Raw genomic sequence first — 20,880 nt, 5'->3', positions numbered from 1 at the left:
CTCCCCGGTAAATTGACATGGCTGAAGCTTTCAAGTTCGAACTGGTTTCCCCGGAGCGTCTGCTGGTTTCCGCCGAGGTCGAATCCGTCGTTATTCCAGGCGCCGAAGGCGAGATGACCGTCATGGCTCATCACGCGCCGGTCATGACCACGATCAAGCCGGGTGTCGTCACGGTGAAGAGCGCCTCGGGGAGCGAGGAACGCTATGTCGTGTTCGGCGGCTTCGCCGACATCGTCCCGGCCGGCTGCACGCTGCTGGCGGAATCGGCTGTCGCGGTGAAGGACGTCGACCGCGCCGATCTCACCCGCCGCATCCAGGAGGCCAGGGAAGATGCCGCGGACGCCAAGGACGATCAGTCGCGCAGCAAGGCCGAACAATTCCTTAGCCAGCTCACCACGCTGGAAGGCGCGATCCTGCCGGCCTGAAACTCGTCTCAAGGTGACGGATTGAAGCGGGGCCTTGCCCCGCTTTTTTTGTTTGTCGGGCTATTGTGGCGTGAGAGTTGGCGTGGCGGCGGTGCTGGAGGTGCGCGACGACATCAAGGTTCTGTACCGCTCGCGCCTTACTGTCCTTCAGCTTCTATGCCGAGCGCGGCGAAGGCCAAAGTCGGGCCGTCTCGTCGCAGGTGGACGAGATGGACGGCCACGAGTTCCATCAGCGTCTGGCGCTCGGCGTGATCCCGGGCGAAGCCGGCCATGTCAAACACCGCCGTCACGGTTTCGTTCGCCGGCAGCTGCTGGTCCAAAAGCGCGGTCATCGGCGCATCGAGCGGATCGGTGAAATGGCCTTCCGGCAACGCCTTTCCGCGCGCCGCGCAGGCGGCGATCCAGGCAGCCACCACCAGCGTGAGATGGACCAGCTCGGTGCCGGCTTCGAGGCACTCGACAGCCGAGGCGATAATGCGCTGCGGCAGTTTCTGGCTGCCGTCATTGGCGATCTGCGCCGTGCGGTGGGCAAGTGCCGTGTTTGAAAAACGCTCCGCAAGCTCAGCCGTATACGCTGATGGGTCGAGGCCGGCATCGTCCGGCAACGTTGTTATGGCCTCTTGCCATAGCGCGTCGATGAACCGCCGGATCGCCGGATCGGCGAAGGCACTGTCGACCGTCGCGTGGCCGCTGAGCAGGCCGAGATAGGCGATGCCCGAATGCGCGCCGTTGAGCAGCCTCAGCTTCATGTCCTCGAAGGGAGCGACATCCCCAACCATGGTGACGCCGAATTTTTCCCAGGCCGGACGGCCCGTCGGGAAATCGTCCTCGATCACCCACTGGCGGAAGGGTTCCGTCATCACCGGCCAGGCGTCGTCCACACCAAGTTCGCCCGCTATCCGCGCCCTGTCGGCATCGGTCGTGGCTGGCACGATGCGGTCGACCATGCTTGACGGAAATGCGACGTGACCGGCGATGTGGTCGGCCATTCCGGCATCGGCCGCCGAACCGGCACCGGCATCGCGCCGCGTGGCGAATTCGATCAGCAGCCGGTGCAAGGTGGCGCCGTTGGCCGGCAGGTTGTCGCAACAAAGCACGGTAAAGGGCGGGGTGCCAGCAGCCAGCCTCCGGGCGAGCGCTTCGGTCAGAAAACCATGCGCCGTCTTCGGTGTTCGCGGGTTGTCAAGGTCGTGGACGATGTCGGCATGCGCCGCGTCCAATCCGCCGCCGGCCGCCCGCAAATAGGCTTTCTCGGTGATCGTCAGCGTCACGATGCGGGTACGCGGATCGGCCAGCACCGCCAGAACCGCTTCCGGGTCTTCCGGCGCCACCAGCAGCGAGCCGATCGAGCCGATGACATGCAGCTTCTCGCCGCCGCTGCCGCGCACCGCCAAGGTGTATAGCCCGTCCTGCGGCGCCAGCGCGTCGCGCGTATCGGCGCTGCGCAGCGACACGCCTGATATGCCCCAGTCCGTTTCGCCGGCCGCCAGGCATTCATCCATATAAGCGGCCTGGTGGGCGCGGTGAAAGGCGCCGACGCCCAGATGCACGATGCCCGGCGTGATCGCGCCACGCTCATATCGAGGCGCGGCGACCTTGACCGGCAATGCCTGCGCCGTGCGGTTGGAAAGGCGGCGGTCTGTCATCAATTCGGCACTCATCTCGTGGAACGGTTTGCGGGGTAACACTGACGGCGTCCGCCGACAATGCTTAGCTTCGCTTAGGAGTCATCATACAACAACCAGATTTTTGTATGTTGACATTATTTCTGACCGATCCTACCCATGGAGCCGGAGGATGGCCGTGGCACTGACCAATGCGGATTTGCTGTTTTCAGCCGAGGCGCGTCCGCTGTCGATCGCCCGCGCTCTCTACGCCGGCATCAAGGACCTGCCCATCATCAGTCCTCACGGCCATACCGACCCGCGCTGGTATGCGCTGAACGAGCCGTTCCCCGATCCCGCGCAACTGCTCATCGTGCCGGACCACTATATTTTTCGCATGCTGTTCAGTCAGGGCGTGCGGCTGGAGGCTCTCGGCGTGCCGACCCTCGATGGTGCGCCCGTCGAGACCGACGGCAGGGCGATCTGGCGGCTGTTCGCCGAACACTATTACCTCTTCCGTGGCACGCCGACCCGGTTGTGGTTCGACCATGTCCTTGCGCATCTGTTCGGCATCGAAGAGCCTTTGAGCGCCGCGACCGCCGACCGTCATTACGATACGATCGCAACGCTGCTGCAGTGGGAGAACTTCCGCCCTCGGGCGCTGTTCGAGCGCTTCAACATCGAGGTCATCGCGACGACCGAAGGCGCGCTCGACGATCTCAAATGGCACCAGATGATCCGCGACAGCGGCTGGGAGGGCCGTGTTGTCACCGCCTATCGGCCGGACGCCGTCGTCGATCCGGATTTCGAAGGCTTTTCGGCCAATCTCGATCGGCTCGGCGAGATCACCGGCTGCGACACCGGGACCTGGGCCGGTTATCTCGACGCGCATCGCCAGCGGCGCGCCTTCTTCAGGAGCTTCGGCGCGACGTCGTCGGATCACGGTCATCCGACGGCGGAGACCGCCAATCTTTCCGACGCGGCGGCGCAGGAGCTGTTCAACCGGGTCCGCGCCGGCTCGCAGGATGAGCGCGAGCGAAAATTGTTTCGCGCGCAGATGCTGACCGAGATGGCCAAGATGAGCCGGGACGACGGGCTGGTCATGCAGATCCATCCCGGCTCCATGCGCAATCATTCGGCTTCTGCTTTCCAGAAATTCGGCAGGGACAAGGGTTTCGATATCCCGGCCCGGACCGACTATGTAACGGCATTGAAGCCATTGCTGGACTGCGTCGGGCTGGAGCGTGACCTGACCGTCATCCTGTTCACGCTGGATGAGACCAGCTATGCGCGCGAACTGGCGCCGTTGGCCGGCGTCTATCCGGCGCTGAAGCTCGGGCCGGCCTGGTGGTTCCACGACAGCCCGGAAGGCATGCGCCGGTTCCGCGAGATGACCACCGAGACCGCCGGCTTCTACAACACGGTCGGCTTCAACGACGACACCCGCGCCTTTCCGTCGATCCCGGCCCGCCATGACGTGGCGCGGCGGGTCGACTGTGCGTTCCTGGCGCGTCTCGTCGCCGAGCACAGGCTGCGTGAGGAGGAGGCGCATGAACTCGCGAAGGAGCTTGCCTACACGCTTGCCAAGAATGCGTACCGGCTCTGAGCCGGGCGTTTCGATTTTCAATGGGAGGAAGTCATGTTGCATTTTTCGAAATTGACGGCCGCGACATTCGCCATCGGTTCGCTGCTGATCGGCGCTGCCAACGCCGAAACCGTGCTGCGATCCTCGGATACCCATCCAGACGGTTACCCGACCGTCGAGGCGGTCAAGTACATGGGCGACCTGATCAAGCAGCGCACCGCCGGCCGCTATTCGATCGAGGTCTATCACTCGGCGCAACTCGGCGAGGAAAAGGACACGATCGAGCAGACCCAGGCCGGCGTCATCGACCTCGACCGTGTCTCGATGGGACCGTTCAACGGCATCGTGCCGGAGACCGCCGTGCCGTCGCTGCCCTACATGTTCCGCTCCGTCGAGCACATGCGCCACGTCATGGACGGCGGTGTCGGCGACCAGATCCTGAAGGCCTTCGAGGCGCATGATCTCGTCGGCCTCGCCTTCTACGATTCCGGTGCTCGGTCCTTCTACAACACCAAGAAGGACATTACCTCGATGGCGGACATGAAAGGCATGAAGTTCCGCGTCATCCAGTCCGATGTGTTCGTCGACATGGTCAACGCGCTAGGTGCCAACGCCACGCCGATGGCCTATGGCGAAGTCTATTCGGCGCTGCAGACCGGCGTCATCGACGGCGCCGAAAACAACTGGCCGAGCTTCGAATCCGCTAAGCACTACGAAGTGGCCAAGCATTACACGATGGACGAACACCAGATCGTGCCGGAAGTGCTGGTCATGTCGAAGGCAAGCTGGGCCAAGCTCTCGCCCGAAGACCAGGCGATCGTGCGCCAGGCAGCCAAGGACAGCGTCGTCAAGATGCGCGAACTGTGGGACGCGCAGGAGAAGAAGTCGCGCGGCATCGTCGAGGCCGCGGGCGTCAAGGTCAGCCAGATCGACAAGCAGCCGCTGATCGACGCGATGAAGCCCGTCTACGACAAGTACTTGTCGACGCCTGAATTGAAGGACCTGGCCGCCCGCATACAGGCCGAGAAATGAACGGCAGGGGCAATGGATCGAGCGGCGCGGAGACCTCCGCGCTGCCTTCGGACGCGTCGGCCATGCGAGGATTCTGGCTGGGTGCGGAGCGGGTCCTGTCGGGACTTGCCAGGCTGGCGCTTTGGATCAGTGGCGCCGGCTTGACGCTGATGACGATCATCATCTTCTGGCAGGTCTTCTCGCGTTATGTGCTGAACCGTTCGCCAAGCTGGACGGAACCCTTCTCGGTACTGCTGATGGGCTGGTTCATTTTTCTCGGCGCCGCCGTCGGCGTGCGCGAACGCACCCATCTCGGCTTCGACGTGCTGCTCTATGTCCTCCCTGTTTCGGCCAAGGCGGTGCTGCGCAGCATTTCCGACCTTGTCGTGCTGGCCTTCGGCGCCGGCATGATCGTCTATGGCGTGCAATTGGCCAGGCTGACCTGGAACACGGTCATGCCGTCACTTGCCCTGCCGGGCGGCGCCAGCTTCCTGCCGGTCATCCTGGGTGGGGCGCTGGTCTGCCTGTTTTCGCTGGAACGGCTGGCCGGGCGCTTTGCCGGCCTGCCCGTCGACGCCGACATTCATGCAACCGGCGAGGAGCCCTGAACCATGGCCCTGATCGTCCTGTTCGGCACCTTCGTGTTCCTGCTGGTCATCGGCACGCCGATCGCCTTCTGTCTCGGCGTCGCCAGCTTCGCCACGATCCTCACGCTTGGCCTGCCGCCGGTCGTCGTGTTCCAGCGGCTCAATTCCGGCGTCGCCGTGTTTTCGCTGATGGCCATCCCGTTCTTCATCTTCGCCGGCGACCTGATGGTGCGCGGTGGTATCGCCGCTCGGCTGGTCGCGCTGGCAGGCTCCCTGGTCGGTCATTTGCGCGGCGGTCTGGGGCAGGTCAACATCGCCGCATCGACCATGTTCGGTGGCATCTCCGGCTCGGCCGTGGCGGATGCGTCGGCGGTCGGCGGGCTGATGATTCCGCAGATGAAGGCGCGCGGCTACGGCATCGACTATGCCGTCAACATCACCTCTGTCGGGGCCATCATCGCCCTTCTCATTCCACCGTCCCACAACATGATCATCTATTCGATCTCCGCCGGCGGCCGTATCTCGATCGCCGACCTGTTCACGGCTGGCGTGCTACCGGGTCTGCTGCTGGCGCTGTCGCTGATGATAACGGCCTATTGGGTCGCCAGCCGCCGGGGATATCCGACGGAGCCCTTCGCCGGCTTCGGCCGGGCCTTGCAGCTGCTTGTCGCCGCCATTCCCGGGCTCATCCTGATCGCCATCATCTTCGGCGGCGTCAGGTCCGGTGTCTTCACCGCGACCGAGAGCTCCTGCATTGCCATCGTCTACGCGTTCCTGGTGACGCTGATCATCTACCGCTCGATGAGCTGGGGCGATTTCGTCGCGGCGACGACGGCCTCGGTGCGCACCACGGCCATGGTGCTGATGATCATCGGCTGCGCGGCGGCCTTCGGCTGGCTGCTCGCCTATCTCAGGGTGCCGGCGGCGCTGGTCGCCTTTCTGCAGTCGGTGTCCGACAACAAGCTGGTGATCCTGCTGCTGATCAACGTCGTCCTGCTCATCCTCGGCACCTTCATGGACATGTCGCCGCTGATCATCATCACGACACCGATCTTCCTGCCGGTGGTCATGGCCTATGGCGTCGATCCCGTGCATTTCGGCGTCATCCTCATCCTCAATCTCGGCATCGGGCTTTGCACGCCACCGGTCGGCGCGGTTCTGTTCGTCAGCTGCGCGATCGGCCGCATTCCGATCTGGACCGCGATGCGCTCGATCTGGCCATTCTACGGCGCCGCCTTCGCCGTGCTGATGCTTGTCACCTACGTCCCGGAAATCTCATTGTGGCTGCCGGGCCTGTTCCATTAGAGCGGTTCAGCGATCGTTAGAATCGCTGAACCGTAACTCTTTGTTTTTACGCAATTCACGACGAAAAAACCGCTACGCGCTTGTCCTGCAATTGCTTTAGGAGGTCACCGAGGTGTCCGATACCGCAAACGACCTCAGGATCGAGAGAAAACCCAAGCTGTCGGAAACCGTCATGGGGGCGATCCGCAAGCAGCTGCAGGCGGGCGAGATCCTGCCCGGCCACAAGCTGCCGACCGAGGGCCAGCTGACCGAAACTTTCGGCGTCAGCCGCACAGTCATCCGCGAGGCGCTGGCCAAGCTTGCCGCCGACGGTCTGGTCGAGCCGCGGCAGGGCGCCGGGGTGTTCGTCACCGAGCATATTTCGACCATGTTCGGGGCGCTGGCCGCCGACTTGGGAGCCAAGGATTCGGTCGCGCTCAACGTGCTCGAGGTGCGGCTGGCGATCGAGATCGAATCGGCTGGGCTCGCCGCCATCCGCCGCAACGCCGCGCAGGAGGCGGCGATCCAGGAAGCCTTCTTCGAGTTCGAGCGGCTGCTGCTCGGCAGCCAGCCGACCGGCCCGGCCGACCTGGCCTTCCATCGCGCCATCGCCAGCGCCACCAACAACCCGTTCTATGTCGAGATGCTCGACGTGCTCGGCCGGCGCGCCATTCCATGCGACGTGACCTCGCCCTGGTCGACCGAACTGGCGCAGTCCGACAGCTACCAGCGCGGGCTGCAGCGCGAGCATCTGGTAATCCTGAACGCGATCACGGCCGGCGATGCCGAAGCCGCGCGCGAGGCGATGCGCGCCCATCTCGGCGCTAGCCAGCAGCGTTATCGCGCGCGCCTGCAGGCGCGACAGGCCTATTACGCCAGTTCGGTCAAGGCGGCCGCGGGCGAATGATCCACCGAAAGCCAGGACAGAGATGAGCCAGAACCACATCGACTATACATCGCGCTTCGCCATCGACCCGGCGGCCGCCGCCGCCATGGGAACGGACGAGCTGCGCCATAATTTCCATATCGAGGACCTCTTCCAGCCCGGCCGCATCAGCCTGACCTACACGCACTACGACCGCATGATCGTCGGCGGCGCCATGCCCGTGGGAACGGCATTGCCATTGGAAGCGATCAAGCCGACCGGCACCAACGGGTTTCTCGACCGGCGCGAATTGATCGCCGTCAACATCGGCGGCGCCGGCACGATCGAAGCCGGCGGCCAGTTCTTCGACCTGCGGGCGCGCGACATGCTCTATCTCGGCATGGGCGCTGACACGGTTTCCTTCGCTTCCGCCGATAAGAACGACCCCGCCAAGTTCTATCTGCTCAGCGCCCCGGCGCATCAGGCTAATCCGAGCCGGCTGATCCGCCTCGATGACGCCAAGCGCCTCGATCTCGGCAGCAAGGAGGCCTGCAACGAGCGCTCGATCTTCCAGTTCATCCATGCCGGGGGAACAAAGACCTGCCAGCTCGTCGTCGGCATGACCCAGCTGGCGCCGGGCTCCATCTGGAACACCATGCCGTGCCATGTGCATGACCGGCGCATGGAGGCCTACCTCTATTTCGACCTGCACGAGGCGGCGCGCGTCTTCCACTTCATGGGCGAGCCGGACGAGACACGCCACATCGTCATGCGCAACGAGGAGGCGGTGCTGGCGCCGGGCTGGTCGATCCACTCTGGCGCCGGCACCTCCAACTATGCCTTTATCTGGGCGATGGCCGGCGACAATGTCGACTACACCGATGTCGATCCGGTGGCGATGGACATGCTGCGGTGAGCGACCTCACAGCCTTCAGCCTGGCCGGCAAGCGCATCCTGGTGACCGGCGCCAACACCGGCATCGGCCAAGGCATCGCGGTCTCGATCGCGCGCGCCGGTGGCGCCGTGATCGGCGTCGGCCGCTCGTCGATGGACGACACCGTGAGCAAGGTCGGCGCGGTGGGCGGCCAATTCGAGGCGATGAGCATCGATCTTGCCGACACGGCAGCAGTCGGACCGATGCTGGACCGCGTCTGGGACCAAAACGGTCCGATCGACGGGCTGGTCAACAATGCCGGCATCATCCGGCGAGCCGATGCCGTCGATCTCGGCGAAGCCGACTGGGACGACGTGATCGACGTCAATTTGAAGTCCGTCTTCCTGCTGTGTCAGTCCTTTGCGCGGCGCGTCCTTGCCGGTGGACGCCAGGGCAAGATCGTCAACATCGCCTCGGTGCTGAGTTTCCAGGGCGGCATCCGCGTCGCGTCCTACACGGCCTCCAAGCATGGCGTGCTCGGCCTCACTAGGCTGCTCGCCTGCGAGTGGGGGGCGAAGGGCATCAACGTCAACGGCATAGCGCCGGGCTATATCGACACCAACAACACACAGGCGCTGCGCGCCGATCCCGACCGCAGCGCGGCCATCCTTGGGCGCATTCCCGCCGGCCGCTGGGGCGAGCCCGGAGACATTGGCGATGCCGCCGTCTTCCTGCTGGCGCCGGCCTCGAACTATATGCATGGCGCGGTGGTGCCGGTGGACGGGGGATGGCTTGCGCGATGAGGAGAAGACAATGACCGAGCCGAAGATGTTCGCGCATGCCGGCCAGGGTGCCTGGACCCCGACCCCGGACGGCAATCGCCGGCGGGTTCTCCTCTCCACCGACGAACTGATGATGGTCGAATTCGGTTTCGATAAGGGTGGTGTCGGCGCCCTGCATTCGCATCCGCATGTGCAGGCGAGCTATGTCGCCGAAGGCCGCTTTGAGGTGACCATCGACGGCCGGACCGAAATCGTCGAGACCGGCGGGAGCTTCATCGTGCCGTCCGGCCTGGTGCACGGCGTCAAGGCGCTCGAGCCGGGGCGGCTGGTCGACAGTTTCACGCCGCACCGCGCCGATTTCCTCGCCTGACCGCGTCGCCGACGATTTCTCGGCCAACGAAAAAACCCGCGCCTCCAAGGAAGCGCGGGTTTGTTGCCTGGGCGCCAACGGAGCCCGCGGTACTCCAAACATCACCGCAGGTGCGAAAGCTACCCCATCATGGTGAAGATAGACTTAATGCACGTCAGGTGATGCGCCTGAGCAGGCCGAAAAGCCGTTCGAACGTCTTGCCATAGGGCGGCCGCAGAAGGCTCCCCGCGCTCAAGCGCGACTGCAGGAAGACCGGTTTCTCCTTGCTGAAGGTGCGGAAACCCCATTCGCCGTGATAGGCGCCCATGCCGCTGGCGCCGACGCCGCCAAAGGGCTGGTTCTCCTGCACCAGATGCAGCATGCAGTCGTTGATGGTGACGCCACCGGCGACCGTCTCACGCAGGATGCGCTGGCGGTTGCCGCTGTCGTTGCCGAACCAGTAGAGCGCCAGCGGCCGGTCGGCCCGGTTCACATGGCCGATCGCATCGTCGACCGTGGCGTATTCGACGATCGGCAGCACCGGGCCGAAAATCTCCTCGCGCATCAGCCGCAGATCGGGGCCGGCGTTGCTGACCAGGGTCGGCAGGAGCTTCCGGCTCGTGGCGCCGAACGCTTCGCCGGCCGGATTTATTTCGGTGACGTCGGCGCCGGCCTCGCGGGCTTCCGCGACCATGGCGCGCAGGCGCTGGTAATGCCGGTCGCTGATGATGGAGGTATAGTCGGGGTTGTCGCGCAGCGAGGGGTAGAGCCGCGCCATGGCGATGGCGAGCTTCGCGGCGACCGTACCGGCTTGTCCCTTCGGCACCAGCAAATAGTCCGGCGCGATGCAGGTCTGCCCGGCATTCAACAACTTGCCATAGGCGACGCTGGCGACCGCAGTGTCGAGATCGCAGGAGGGATCGAGGATCGCCGGCGACTTGCCGCCGAGTTCGAGTGTGACGGGGGTCAGGTTGGCGGCGGCGGCGATCGCGACCTGGCGGCCGACCGCGGTCGAACCGGTGAACAGCAGATGATCGAAGGGCATCGAGACGAAGGCCTTCCCCGTATCGGCATCACCGGAAATGACGCTGAGTTCGTCCGGGGCGAAATGTTCGCCGGCCAGCTTGGCCAGCAACCCAGAGAAGGCCGGCGTCAGTTCGGACGGCTTGACCAGCACGCGGTTGCCGGCGGCAAGCGCTGCCGTAACCGGCGCGACGGCGAGCTGGAAGGGATAGTTCCAGGGCGACACGATGCCGACGACCCCGAGCGGCTGCGGCACGAGGCGGTTCCTGCCTGGCAGGAACGGCAAGGTGGTGGCAATCCGGCGCTCCCGCATCCAGCCGCCGACATGGGCGAGCGCATGGCGAATGCCTGCGCGCACGACGAACAGTTCGGCCAGGCGGGTTTCATGCGCCGAGCGGCCGCCGAAGTCGGCGTCGATCGCCGCGCAGATTTCAGTCTCGTGCCGCTCGGTCAGCGCCAGCAGGCGCCTCAGCCGATCCTTGCGGACGCCAAGGTCGGGAAATGGTTGTGCCTTGAAGGCGACGCGCTGCAGCCGGAACCGTTCGCCCAGCAAATCCTGTCTCACCTGCAGCATCGCGCCCTCCTTGGCGTGTCGGCAAAGGCAAGCTTACATCGCAACGTGGCGGAATCCACCAGAGGTGCGTGTGCCGTTGGGGAAGGCGGCGCCGGCAGTGTTGCCGAGGGCATTGAAGGGCGGTTGTGGTGGGATGAGCGGTGGGCTACTCCAATGCCTCACAAGGAGTCGCCCTTGACCATCTTCCCCGATCTCTCCCGTACGCGAAATATCGCTTGCCGCCAGGTGGCCGCCTGATGCCGGCACAGGCGGCGAGCATGCTGGCCGGCGATTCCAAGCGGCGCGTCCTGAAGGACGTGTTCGGCTTCGACGATTTTCGTCCCGGCCAGGCCGACGTGATGGATGCGCTGCTGGCCGGGCGGCATGTGCTGGCCGTCATGCCGACGGGCGCGGGCAAATCGCTCTGCTACCAGGTTCCGGCGCTGGTTTTGGGCGGGCTCACTCTCGTCGTCTCGCCGCTGGTGGCTCTGATGCAGGACCAGGTCGCGGCGCTGCGGCTTGCCGGCGTGGCGGCCGATACGATCAATTCCTCGCTCGACCGCGAGGCCAACGTCGCCGCCTGGCGCCGTGTGGCATCTGGCCAGACGCGGCTGCTCTATCTGGCGCCGGAGCGGCTGATGACCGAGCGCATGCTGGACGCCCTCTCCAGGCTCCACGTCAGCTTGATCGCCATCGACGAGGCGCATTGCATCTCGCAATGGGGTCCGGCGTTCCGGCCCGAGTATGAGGATCTCTCCCGGTTGCGCGGTATCTTTGCCAATGTGCCGATCGTCGCGGTGACGGCGACGGCCGATGAGAGTACGCGCACCGACATCGCCGCCCGCCTGTTCGCCGAGCAGGTCGAAACGCTGGTGCTGGGTTTCGACCGGCCCAACATCAAGCTGGCCATCGCGCCCAAGCAGGACAGCAAGCGCCAGCTGCTCGGCTTCATCGAGCGCCATGCGGGCAAGAGCGGCATCATCTATTGCTTGTCGCGCAAGAAAACCGAAGAGATGGCGGCCTTTCTGAAGCGCAACGGCGTCACCGCGCTCGCCTATCACGCCGGCATGAACAAGGAGGCGCGTGAAGCCAATCAAAACGCCTTCATGACCTTGTCCGGCGTCGTCATGGTGGCGACCATCGCGTTCGGCATGGGCATCGACAAGCCTGACGTCGCCTATGTCTTCCACACCGATATGCCGGGCAGCTTGGAAGCCTACTATCAGGAAATCGGCCGAGCCGGCCGCGACGGACGCGAGGCCGAGGCGCATATGCTTTACGGCCTTGGCGACATCCGCATGCGCCGGCTGTTCATCGACGACGAGGATGCCTCGTCAGAGCACAAGAGGCGGTCGCACCGCCGGTTGGACACGCTGATCGGCTATTGCGAGACCGCGCAATGCCGCCGCCAGGTGCTGCTCGGTTATTTCGGCGAAGAGGCTCAAGCCTGCGGCAATTGCGACAACTGCCTCGATCAGGCGCCGCGCGCCGATGGCAGTACCGAAGCACGGAAGATCCTCGCGGCAATTGCAGAGAGCGGTGAGCGCTTCGACGCGTCCCATGTCACCGATATCCTGCTTGGCCACGAGACCGAGAAGGTGCTGGCGAGAGCTCATCAAACACTCAGCAGTTTTGGCGCCGGCGTCGCGCACAGGAAGACAGTGTGGCTGTCGCTGATCCGGCAACTGGTGGCCGGCGGGTTCCTCATGCCGGATCCCGAGGGCCATGGCGGTCTCGCCATCTCCGAAAGCGGCCGCGCGCTCGGCCGTGGCGAGATTGCATTCCAGTATCGCGTCGAGACGCGGGATCCTTTCGTGCGGGGCAGGAAGCGTCCCGGGGAAGGCGCCGCCGCGGAAGCCGAGGGCGTCGATGCTTCGCTGCTGGCGGCGCTCAAGTCGCTGCGGCTGCGGCTCGCCAAGGAGCGCCAGGTGCCGGCCTATGTGGTGTTTTCCGACCGCACGCTCATCGACATGGCCGCCCGCCGCCCGCGCGACCTCGATGCGTTTGCCGAAGTGAATGGCGTGGGAGGGGCCAAGCTCAAGGAGTTTGGCGCGATTTTTCTGGCCGCGATCGCGGCGCAACAGGCTGGTTGAAAGCTTGACGGCGAGGGCTGATCTGGCTGATCCAACGAGCAGTATAGGCTAGGTTATCAAAGTTGGGAGCGCAGCCTGCTGGCCAGCCAGTCCGAAATTTTTTCCCGCAGGGGACGCGCTTCCCATTCAGCCAGGGTGATCCGCCGGGATCTCCCAAGGTCCTGGTTGAACAGGTCGATCTGCGTGTTTGCGAAATCCCTGCCGTAGACGTTCAGACTGGCTTCATCGTTCAGCCGCAAGGAGCGTTCGTCCAGATTGGTGGAACCAAAGCTCGTCCAGACGTCGTCAACGATCAGCAGCTTGGGATGATACATGGTGGGCTGAAACTCGTAGATATGCACACCGGCCCTAAGCAAGTCGCCCCAGAAATAGCGCGAGCCCTTCCGAACCAATGGCACGTCCGTCAGCGCGTTCGGAACGATCACATCGACAGACACGTCTCGCTTCCTGGCGTCCAGAATCTGCTGGAGGGCGATGTCGTCGGGGACGAAATAGGCCATTCCGATCCGCAGGTGATCCTTGGCGGCGGCTATCGCGGCCAGCATCATCAATTCCATGTTCTCCGAGCCATTTGGCTGCGAAGAAAGTATCAGCTGGGCGCCGAGCGACCCCGCGGGTTCGGGCGGAGGGTAGAACTTTTGACCTTGCAATGCCTCACCGGTCGTCTCCAACCAATTTTCGGCAAAAGCCGCCTGGAAAGCAGGCACGGCGGTCCCTTCGATCCGATAGTGCGTATCGCGCCATTCATCCGGATTGCGGGCGTCTCCGCGCCAATTGTCGGCGATGCCGACGCCACCCGTAAAAGCCACCCGTCCGTCGACGATGAGCAGTTTGCGATGGGTCCGGTTGTTCACACGGTCCAACGTATACCAATGGATCGGCCGGTAGCGTTGGAACCTCACGCCGGCTCCTGTCATGATGTGGATGAGATCTTCATCGAAAGGCAGACTGCCGACCCAGTCGACAAGCACCCGGACCTCGACACCTTGCCGCGCCTTGGCCGCCAAGGCTTGTGCGAATTCATTTCCGACGTCCCCAGACCAATATATATAGGTCTCAAAATCGATGGTGGACCGGGCCGCGCCGATCGCCTGGAGCATCGAAGGAAAAATCTCGTCGCCGTTCACAAGGGTCTGCACCGCGTTCGCGTTTGACATCTGTCCCAGCGAGTAGCTGCTCATCGACCTGGCGAACTGGGGGTCCGATGCGTCGAAACGATGCGCGACGATCGTCCGCAAAACGCGCGGTTCAGGGGTCAGGTTTATGGCCGCCAACGTGACCAGACCGGCGACAACCGCAACGGCCACATAGCTTAGTGTCTTGAGCAGCGGGCTGAACTTTCGGCCCAACCGCGTTGGCTTCGCGCCTCTCAGCAACGCCACGAAACCGGTAGCGCGCATGTCAGTCGCCCTGCTGCTTGCGATCGCGATGTTTTTCGATGTCCTCGGGCTCTTCATCGTCGATGCGGGTGATGGTCGAAGCAGAATTGTTTGATCTCAGCATTTCGTCCAACTTGGCATGAATGGCCTGGGTATCGCGATGTTCAGCCCGCTGAATGAAGAGCGTCATGGCCCAGGTGAGGAGTGTGGCCGCGCCATGCCAGTTCAAGCTTTGCCGATCGAAAACGATCCAGAAGATCGCATAGGCCAGCAGAACCAGGAATGCTGCCGGACGGGAGGTCCACGTGCCGATCGAGGTGAGGGCGCCGGTAATGGGGTGATTTGCCATCAGCAGGAACTTTCCACGGTAACGCAGGTTCCCGCGAGCGCGTCGGCGAAGGCTGCCGTGCAGCACGGTTGTCTGGCGGGAGCCATCAGGCCCTGACCATCCGTATTGGTTGGGCATTGTCTCGAATGGCTGAAGCGTCAGAGGTTGCAATGGGAGCCTTGCGATCGCGGGCCTTTCTCGGAGCGCCCCAGCGTCGGGACGTTCTCAAGGCAGCCCGGCGAGTACTGCGCCAATACCCTTTCCAGACGCGCGAGCAGAACTTTCCTGGACTTTATCTCGTACCCCAACCGCAATGTGCCTCCCACGCTTTTGCGGTTGGTGGTCAGCTCCTGCTGCAGAATGCCGATGTGGAGGCGTACCTCATCGGCCTGTGCTCGAAGTGCTGCCTTGATTGGCCCTCGACCTTGCATGCTGAACTCGATCTCCGTGGAAACGGATATCGAACTTGAGGGACATGCTTTGGTTCCTCGGCATCGCTTCTTATTTTCCGATCCGCGACAGCCGGTCGCGTCCCGCCGCACGCATGCCAGCGCCTGTCTCCAATAGGGGACAAGCCAGCGAATTGGCGTGAGCCGATGCCGGCGGCATCTTCAACTTGGGGGAATGGCGGAGAGGGAGGGATTCGAACCCCCGATGGGCTTGCACCCATGCCGCATTTCGAGTGCGGTGCATTCGACCACTCTGCCACCTCTCCGCGGTCATGGTCGGCCGTTGCCGGCGCGGCGCACTAGATAACGGCTGAACGGGCAGGTTACAAGGCCAAATCCGTGAGTTATTTGGCTTCCCGGAGAAGCTGCGGATTCACAGCGGTGCTTGCGGCGGGGCCGGTGCGGATTTCCCGCCGTCCCGCATCCTCGCGCTGCAGGGGACGGGAGCGTCGTGCGGTCTTCTCGACCCGGCCCGTGCTTGGCCGCCAATAACAGTTCCGCGGCTGTCTGCCTTGACTCCCACGCAACCTTCGGTTAGGGACAGCGCGCAATCGGCGTGGAGGGTTCTTCCACGCCGCTTGTTTTTTGAACCCGCAGACTGACAAAAAGACGGCCGAACCGCTAGAGGCGGTTCATCAAGGCCGACCGAACAGCGAAAGGCAAAAAATGTTCGCAGTCATTAAAACGGGCGGTAAGCAGTATCGCGTTGCCGCCAACGATCTCCTGAAGATCGAAAAAGTCGAAGCCAATGTCGGCGACATCGTCGAGATCGGCCACGTGCTCGCCCATGGCGAGGGCGAGAATGTCACGTTCGGCGCGCCGTTCGTCGATGGCGCCGTGGTGACCGCCGAAGTCGTGGAGCAGGGCAAGAACCGCACGGTCATCGCTTTCAAGAAGCGTCGCCGCCAGAATTCGCGCCGCAAGATCGGCCATCGCCAGCTTTTGACCACCGTGCGGATCTCCGAGATCCTGCTGGGTGGCGCCAAGCCCGCCAAGAAGGCGGCCGTCAAGGCGGAAGCCAAGGCTGAGGTCGCTCCCGAGGCGGCGCCGAAGGAAGCCAAAGCCAAGAAGGACGCCGCCCCCAAGGAAGACGCGAAGGCCGAGGCCGTCGCCGCGCCGCTGTTCAAGGCGCCGAAGGGGGAACCGGACGACCTGACCGTGATCAAGGGCATCGGCCCGGTCGCCGCCAAGGATCTCGCCGAGCAGGGCATCATCACCTTCGCGCAGCTCGCCAAGCTGACCGAGAAGGACGTTGCCAAGATCGACGAGAACATGCCGTTCAGCACCGACCAGATCAAGGACTGGCGCGAGCAGGCCAAGGAACTGGCTAAGAAGTAAGGCGAACCGGCGCGAAACGTCGCCGGATCGGACTTGAAACGGAACGCGAACGCGTTCATAAGACCATTCAAGCGCCCATGGGCGCATCGGAGTTAGTTAGATGGCACACAAGAAAGCTGGCGGCTCGTCGCGCAACGGTCGCGACTCGCATTCCAAGCGTCTGGGCGTGAAAAAGTTCGGCGGCGAAGCCGTCATCCCGGGCAACATCATCATTCGTCAACGCGGCACCACCTGGCATCCCGGTGTCAATGTCGGCATGGGCACGGACCACACCCTTTTCGCGCTCGAAACCGGCGCCGTGACGTTCAACAAAAAAGCCAACGGCCGAACCTACGTATCGGTCAACCCGATTACCAAAGCCGCGGAGTAGCCGGTTCCGCACTAGAAACACCGGCGCCCATCTCGGGACCGGTGTCTGGCAAAACCAGGAAAAGGATCAGGGGAGATGGGTTTCCATCTCCCCTTTTTCTTGTGCCTGGAGGACTTCAAATGGTTGCCGAAGCGGAAGACTCAGAAGACGAAAGTTACGCGATAGATTGCCCGGTGCTGGTCACCGAGCGGCTGGTGATGCGCGCTCCCGATGAGCGGGATATCGCGCAACTGGTCGAGCTTGCCGACAACCGCCACGTTGCCGAGATGCTGGCGCGCATGCCGCACCCCTATGGGGAGGCCGAGGGACGTGCTTTCCTCGCCATGACCAAGGCGCGGCGCGCCGGCATCGCCTATGCGCTGACGCTGGCAGGCACCGACACTTTCGTCGGCTGCGCCGGGCTGAACACCACCGATCGCGGCCTTGAGCTCGGCTACTGGATCGGCGAGCCCCACTGGAAGAAGGGCTACGCGACGGAGGCAGCGCACGCACTGGTCGACCTCGCCTTCCAGAAGACGTCGATCCAGGTGCTGCAGGCCTCGACGAGGGTCATCAATCCGGCTTCGCGCCGCGTCATCCACAAATGCGGTTTCCAATATGCCGGCCAGGGCATGCTGAATTCGATCGTTGCCGGCCAGGTGCCCGTCGAGCGTTATCGGCTCGACAGGAAAACCTGGACGAGCCTGCGCAATTGGATCCACTTCTAGGTGCGTCGATATTCAGGTGAGGCCGGCCTGACCTGAATCTCGGCACTCTTGGCACATGGGGCGGAACAGGACAAAATCAGCTGGGGAGCAGACTTGGGCTTAGCCCAGTTCGACCCAGACCGGCCGGTGGTCGGAACCGACTGACTGCCTGTCGACCCACAGGCGCTTCAGCGACCGGGCAAGCGATGCGCTGGTGAAGACGTAGTCGATGCGCTTGTGGCGGCTGGCGTTGGTGGGGTCCTTGGGATCGACCCAAGAGACGAGATCGTCGCCAGCGACATCGAGGCGCAGGGCGGCATCGACGGCGAAATCGGCGGTCAGCGGCATGCCGAATTCATGGTCTGGCCGGCCGGCAAGTTCGACATATTCGGGCGAGCCGGCCAGCATGTTGAAATCGCCCATGCCGACAAAGGCTTCCGGATGCGGCAGTTCCGGCAGGCCGATCTCGGCAACGCCGGACAGCGCGCCGCCTTCGAGCGCGTAGTTCAACAGGCGCCGGCGCAGGAACTGGATCTGGCTGGCGCGTTCGATCGGGCTGCGGTGATCGAGATGGATGGAATAGAAGCGGATGAACCCAAGCGGCGTCTCGATCAGGGCTTCCAGCGCGCCGCGCTGGAAGTTCATCATCTCGAAGCTGCGGCTGCGCGGCAACAACAGGTTGCGCGACAGATGAATGGGCGTTTTCGACAAGACCATGTTGCCGAGCTGGAAGGTCGTGGTGATGGCGCGGCCGTCCTCGATGCGCGAGCCGATATTGGCCTCGAAATTGCTGCCATAGACGGCGAAATAATCGGGCAGCGCCTCGCCGATCTCGGCCACCATGTCGCGGCTGCCGTTCCGGGGATTGTTGCGGGTGACCTCCTGCAGCGCGATGACGTCGGCGCCGCGCACCGCGTCGGCGATGCGCCCGACATCGTAGCGTCCATCGAGACCGATGCCGTACTGGATGTTGTAGGTTACAAGCTTCATTCCGACGTCTCTCCGGCCAACCCCGCGCGGCCATCGTCACAAAACGGCCTCGCCCTTCGCCGCGCCTTGGTTTAGAGCAAGGCCCAAGGTTTAGAGCAATGCCGCAAGGCCAATAAAAGAAACCGCAGTCCCATGAAATTTCTCGATCAAGCCAAGGTCTATGTCCGCTCCGGTGACGGGGGCGCCGGTTCGGTGTCGTTCCGGCGCGAGAAGTTCATCGAGTTCGGTGGGCCGGATGGCGGCGATGGCGGCCGCGGCGGCGATGTCTGGCTGGAAGCGGTCGACGGGCTGAACACGCTGATCGACTATCGCTACCAGCAGCATTTCAAGGCCAAGACCGGAGTCCACGGCATGGGCCGCAACATGACCGGCGCCAAGGGCGCCGATGTCACGCTGAAAGTGCCGGCAGGAACGCAGGTCTTCGAAGAGGACAATGAGACGCTGATCTGCGACCTCACCGTCGTCGGCCAGCGCTTTCTCCTGGCCAAGGGCGGCAATGGCGGCTTCGGCAACCAGCATTTCAAGACCTCGACCAACCAGGCGCCGCGACGCGCCAATCCCGGCCTTCCCGGCGAAGAACTCAATATCTGGCTCAGGCTGAAGCTGATCGCCGATGCCGGGCTGGTCGGGCTGCCGAATGCCGGCAAGTCGACATTCTTGGCCGCGGTCACCGCAGCCAAGCCGAAGATCGCCGACTATCCGTTCACGACCCTGCATCCGGGCCTCGGTGTCGCCCGCATCGATGCGCGCGAATTCGTCATCGCCGACATTCCAGGTCTGATCGAAGGCGCGCATGAGGGCGTCGGCATCGGCGACCGCTTCCTCGGCCATGTCGAGCGCACGCGCGTGCTTTTGCACCTGGTTTCGGCGCAGGAGGAGAATCCGGGCAAGGCCTACAAGACCGTGCGGGCCGAGCTCGACGCCTACGGCCATGGCTTGACCGATAAGGCCGAGATCCTGGCGCTGAGCCAGGTGGACACGCTCGACGCAGACGCGCGCAAGAAGAAAGTCGCCTCGCTGAAGCGTGCCGCCGGCCGCGCGCCGATGCTGCTGTCGGCGGTCACCGGCGAAGGCGTCGAGGCGGTGCAGCGGGCGTTGATGGCTGTCATCGCGGAGGCGCGCGCGCAGACCACACCCGTGGTCGAGACGCGCTGGGAAAAGTAAGGTCATGCAGCCGCTCAGGAAATACCGGCGCATCACCGTCAAGATCGGCTCGGCGTTGCTCGTCGACCGCGCGAGCGGCCTGAAGCGCGACTGGCTGGCCTCGCTCGCCGACGACATCGCGGTGCTTGCCCAGGGAGGAGCCGAAATCCTCGTCGTGTCGTCGGGCGCCATCGCGCTCGGCCGCACCATCCTTGGCCTTGGCAAGCGCGCCCTGAAGCTCGAGGAGAGCCAGGCCGCCGCCGCCGTCGGCCAGATCGCGCTCGCCGGCGCATGGTCGGACGCGCTCGGCAAGGGTGCCTTGAAATCGGGCCAGATCCTTTTGACGCTTGGCGATACCGAGGAGCGCCGGCGTTATCTCAACGCGCGGGCCACCATATCGACGTTGCTCAAGATGAAGGCGGTGCCGGTCATCAACGAGAACGACACGGTGGCGACCTCCGAAATCCGCTATGGCGACAATGACCGGCTGGCGGCCCGTGTCGCCACCATGATGGGCGCGGACCTTTTGGTGCTGCTCTCCGACATTGACGGGCTCTACACCGCGCCGCCAGCATTGGACCCCGGTGCGAAGTTCATTCCGGTGGTCGAGCGCATCACATCAGACATCGAAGCGATGGCCGGAGCCGCCGCGTCCGAGCTGTCGCGCGGCGGCATGCGTACCAAGCTCGATGCGGGCAAGATCGCCACCGCGGCGGGCACGGCGATGATCATCACCTCCGGCACAAGGCTGTCGCCGCTGATGGCGATCGAGCGCGGCGAGCGCGCGACATTCTTCAAGCCCAGCGCCAATCCGGTGAAGGGCTACAAAACCTGGATCGCCGGCCAGCTCGAACCGGCCGGGCGGCTGACCGTCGATGCCGGCGCCATCGGCGCGCTTATTTCGGGCAAGTCGCTGCTGCCGGCCGGGGTCAAGCTGGTCAGCGGCAATTTCTCCCGCGGCGACACGGTGGCGATCCTGTCGCCCGAGGGCCGCGAGATCGCGCGCGGGCTGGTTGCCTACGATGCCGCCGATGCCGTAAGGATCGCAGGCCTGAAGACGGGCGAGATCGAGACCGTGCTCGGTTACGAGGCGCGTTCGGCGATGATCCACCGCGACGATCTCGTCGTAAGTCACGCCGGCGACGACACAGGCGGAGGATGA

At 64.0% G+C, this 20,880-nt stretch carries 20 protein-coding genes and 1 tRNA gene; 15 read left to right on the top strand and 6 right to left on the bottom strand.

Annotated features, from left to right (window positions below):
* The first annotated feature begins 17 nt into the window (after window positions 1-17).
* A complete protein-coding gene (locus ACVWWD_RS06275; protein WP_023771760.1) occupies window positions 18-425 on the top strand; it encodes a F0F1 ATP synthase subunit epsilon in 408 nt (135 codons plus the stop codon).
* Between the two features lie 137 nt (window positions 426-562).
* Here the strand turns inward: ACVWWD_RS06275 and ACVWWD_RS06270 are convergent, their stop codons facing one another.
* Complete coding sequence (locus tag ACVWWD_RS06270; protein WP_352548830.1) at window positions 563-2,071, bottom strand: mannitol dehydrogenase family protein; 1,509 nt, start codon at window positions 2,069-2,071, stop codon at window positions 563-565.
* A gap of 151 nt (window positions 2,072-2,222) precedes the next feature.
* Between ACVWWD_RS06270 and uxaC the strand changes: the two genes are divergently transcribed.
* From uxaC to ACVWWD_RS06230, 8 genes are all read left to right on the top strand, one after another.
* Entirely contained in the window at window positions 2,223-3,635 is a 1,413-nt protein-coding gene (gene uxaC, locus ACVWWD_RS06265; RefSeq protein ID WP_031252060.1) for a glucuronate isomerase, read from the top strand.
* 33 nt (window positions 3,636-3,668) lie between these two features.
* Window positions 3,669-4,646 (top strand): TRAP transporter substrate-binding protein, encoded by a 978-nt coding sequence (locus tag ACVWWD_RS06260; RefSeq protein WP_352548832.1) that lies wholly within the window; start codon window positions 3,669-3,671, stop codon window positions 4,644-4,646.
* 62 nt (window positions 4,647-4,708) lie between these two features.
* The gene (locus tag ACVWWD_RS06255) at window positions 4,709-5,233 is read left to right on the top strand and encodes a TRAP transporter small permease (protein ID WP_023771756.1); all 525 of its coding nucleotides are present in this window, start codon (window positions 4,709-4,711) and stop codon (window positions 5,231-5,233) included.
* A gap of 3 nt (window positions 5,234-5,236) precedes the next feature.
* Window positions 5,237-6,517: a TRAP transporter large permease gene (locus ACVWWD_RS06250; RefSeq protein ID WP_023784229.1), complete on the top strand. Its 1,281-nt coding sequence runs from the start codon at window positions 5,237-5,239 to the stop codon at window positions 6,515-6,517.
* A 112-nt stretch (window positions 6,518-6,629) separates the two neighbouring features.
* A complete protein-coding gene (locus tag ACVWWD_RS06245; protein WP_352548834.1) occupies window positions 6,630-7,403 on the top strand; it encodes a FadR/GntR family transcriptional regulator in 774 nt (257 codons plus the stop codon).
* Window positions 7,404-7,425: 22 nt separating this feature from the next.
* Window positions 7,426-8,277: a 5-dehydro-4-deoxy-D-glucuronate isomerase gene (kduI, locus tag ACVWWD_RS06240; RefSeq protein WP_352548836.1), complete on the top strand. Its 852-nt coding sequence runs from the start codon at window positions 7,426-7,428 to the stop codon at window positions 8,275-8,277.
* Window positions 8,274-9,038 (top strand): 2-dehydro-3-deoxy-D-gluconate 5-dehydrogenase KduD, encoded by a 765-nt coding sequence (gene kduD / locus ACVWWD_RS06235; protein ID WP_023771752.1) that lies wholly within the window; start codon window positions 8,274-8,276, stop codon window positions 9,036-9,038. The genes kduI and kduD overlap by 4 nt, the downstream gene beginning before the upstream one ends.
* A gap of 10 nt (window positions 9,039-9,048) precedes the next feature.
* Entirely contained in the window at window positions 9,049-9,387 is a 339-nt protein-coding gene (locus ACVWWD_RS06230; RefSeq protein WP_352548838.1) for a cupin domain-containing protein, read from the top strand.
* A gap of 154 nt (window positions 9,388-9,541) precedes the next feature.
* On the opposite strand, the gene ACVWWD_RS06225 is transcribed toward ACVWWD_RS06230, so the two are convergent.
* Entirely contained in the window at window positions 9,542-10,963 is a 1,422-nt protein-coding gene (locus tag ACVWWD_RS06225; protein WP_457102959.1) for a coniferyl aldehyde dehydrogenase, read from the bottom strand.
* Between the two features lie 236 nt (window positions 10,964-11,199).
* On the opposite strand from ACVWWD_RS06225, the gene recQ reads away from it, so the two are divergent.
* Complete coding sequence (recQ, locus tag ACVWWD_RS06220) at window positions 11,200-13,035, top strand: DNA helicase RecQ (RefSeq protein ID WP_352548841.1); 1,836 nt, start codon at window positions 11,200-11,202, stop codon at window positions 13,033-13,035.
* A 56-nt stretch (window positions 13,036-13,091) separates the two neighbouring features.
* Here recQ and ACVWWD_RS06215 read toward each other — a convergent pair whose 3' ends face one another.
* From ACVWWD_RS06215 to ACVWWD_RS06205, 3 genes are all read right to left on the bottom strand, one after another.
* Entirely contained in the window at window positions 13,092-14,435 is a 1,344-nt protein-coding gene (locus ACVWWD_RS06215) for a phospholipase D-like domain-containing protein (RefSeq protein ID WP_023771748.1), read from the bottom strand.
* A gap of 1 nt (window position 14,436) precedes the next feature.
* Window positions 14,437-14,880, bottom strand: a complete 444-nt coding sequence (locus ACVWWD_RS06210) for a low affinity iron permease family protein (protein ID WP_348524172.1) — start codon at window positions 14,878-14,880, stop codon at window positions 14,437-14,439.
* Between the two features lie 487 nt (window positions 14,881-15,367).
* A tRNA-Ser gene (locus ACVWWD_RS06205) sits at window positions 15,368-15,457 on the bottom strand.
* Window positions 15,458-15,857: 400 nt separating this feature from the next.
* Between ACVWWD_RS06205 and ACVWWD_RS06200 the strand changes: the two genes are divergently transcribed.
* The 3 genes from ACVWWD_RS06200 to ACVWWD_RS06190 all read left to right on the top strand — a co-directional run bounded on the left by ACVWWD_RS06200 (window position 15,858) and on the right by ACVWWD_RS06190 (window position 17,606).
* On the top strand, window positions 15,858-16,529 hold the full coding sequence (locus ACVWWD_RS06200; protein WP_352548865.1) for a 50S ribosomal protein L21: 672 nt from the start codon (window positions 15,858-15,860) through the stop codon (window positions 16,527-16,529).
* Window positions 16,530-16,629: 100 nt separating this feature from the next.
* Window positions 16,630-16,899 (top strand): 50S ribosomal protein L27, encoded by a 270-nt coding sequence (rpmA, locus tag ACVWWD_RS06195; RefSeq protein WP_015315190.1) that lies wholly within the window; start codon window positions 16,630-16,632, stop codon window positions 16,897-16,899.
* 119 nt (window positions 16,900-17,018) lie between these two features.
* Window positions 17,019-17,606: a GNAT family N-acetyltransferase gene (locus ACVWWD_RS06190; protein ID WP_023771744.1), complete on the top strand. Its 588-nt coding sequence runs from the start codon at window positions 17,019-17,021 to the stop codon at window positions 17,604-17,606.
* Window positions 17,607-17,705: 99 nt separating this feature from the next.
* Here ACVWWD_RS06190 and ACVWWD_RS06185 read toward each other — a convergent pair whose 3' ends face one another.
* On the bottom strand, window positions 17,706-18,575 hold the full coding sequence (locus tag ACVWWD_RS06185; RefSeq protein ID WP_352548867.1) for an endonuclease/exonuclease/phosphatase family protein: 870 nt from the start codon (window positions 18,573-18,575) through the stop codon (window positions 17,706-17,708).
* A 132-nt stretch (window positions 18,576-18,707) separates the two neighbouring features.
* On the opposite strand from ACVWWD_RS06185, the gene obgE reads away from it, so the two are divergent.
* Window positions 18,708-19,739, top strand: a complete 1,032-nt coding sequence (obgE, locus tag ACVWWD_RS06180; RefSeq protein WP_023771742.1) for a GTPase ObgE — start codon at window positions 18,708-18,710, stop codon at window positions 19,737-19,739.
* Window positions 19,740-19,743: 4 nt separating this feature from the next.
* A complete protein-coding gene (proB, locus tag ACVWWD_RS06175; protein WP_457102958.1) occupies window positions 19,744-20,880 on the top strand; it encodes a glutamate 5-kinase in 1,137 nt (378 codons plus the stop codon).

The organism is Mesorhizobium sp. URHB0026, assembly GCF_054059755.1.
The sequence above is the reverse complement of the archived record's forward strand: the minus strand, read 5'-3'. Positions and strand labels throughout refer to the sequence as shown.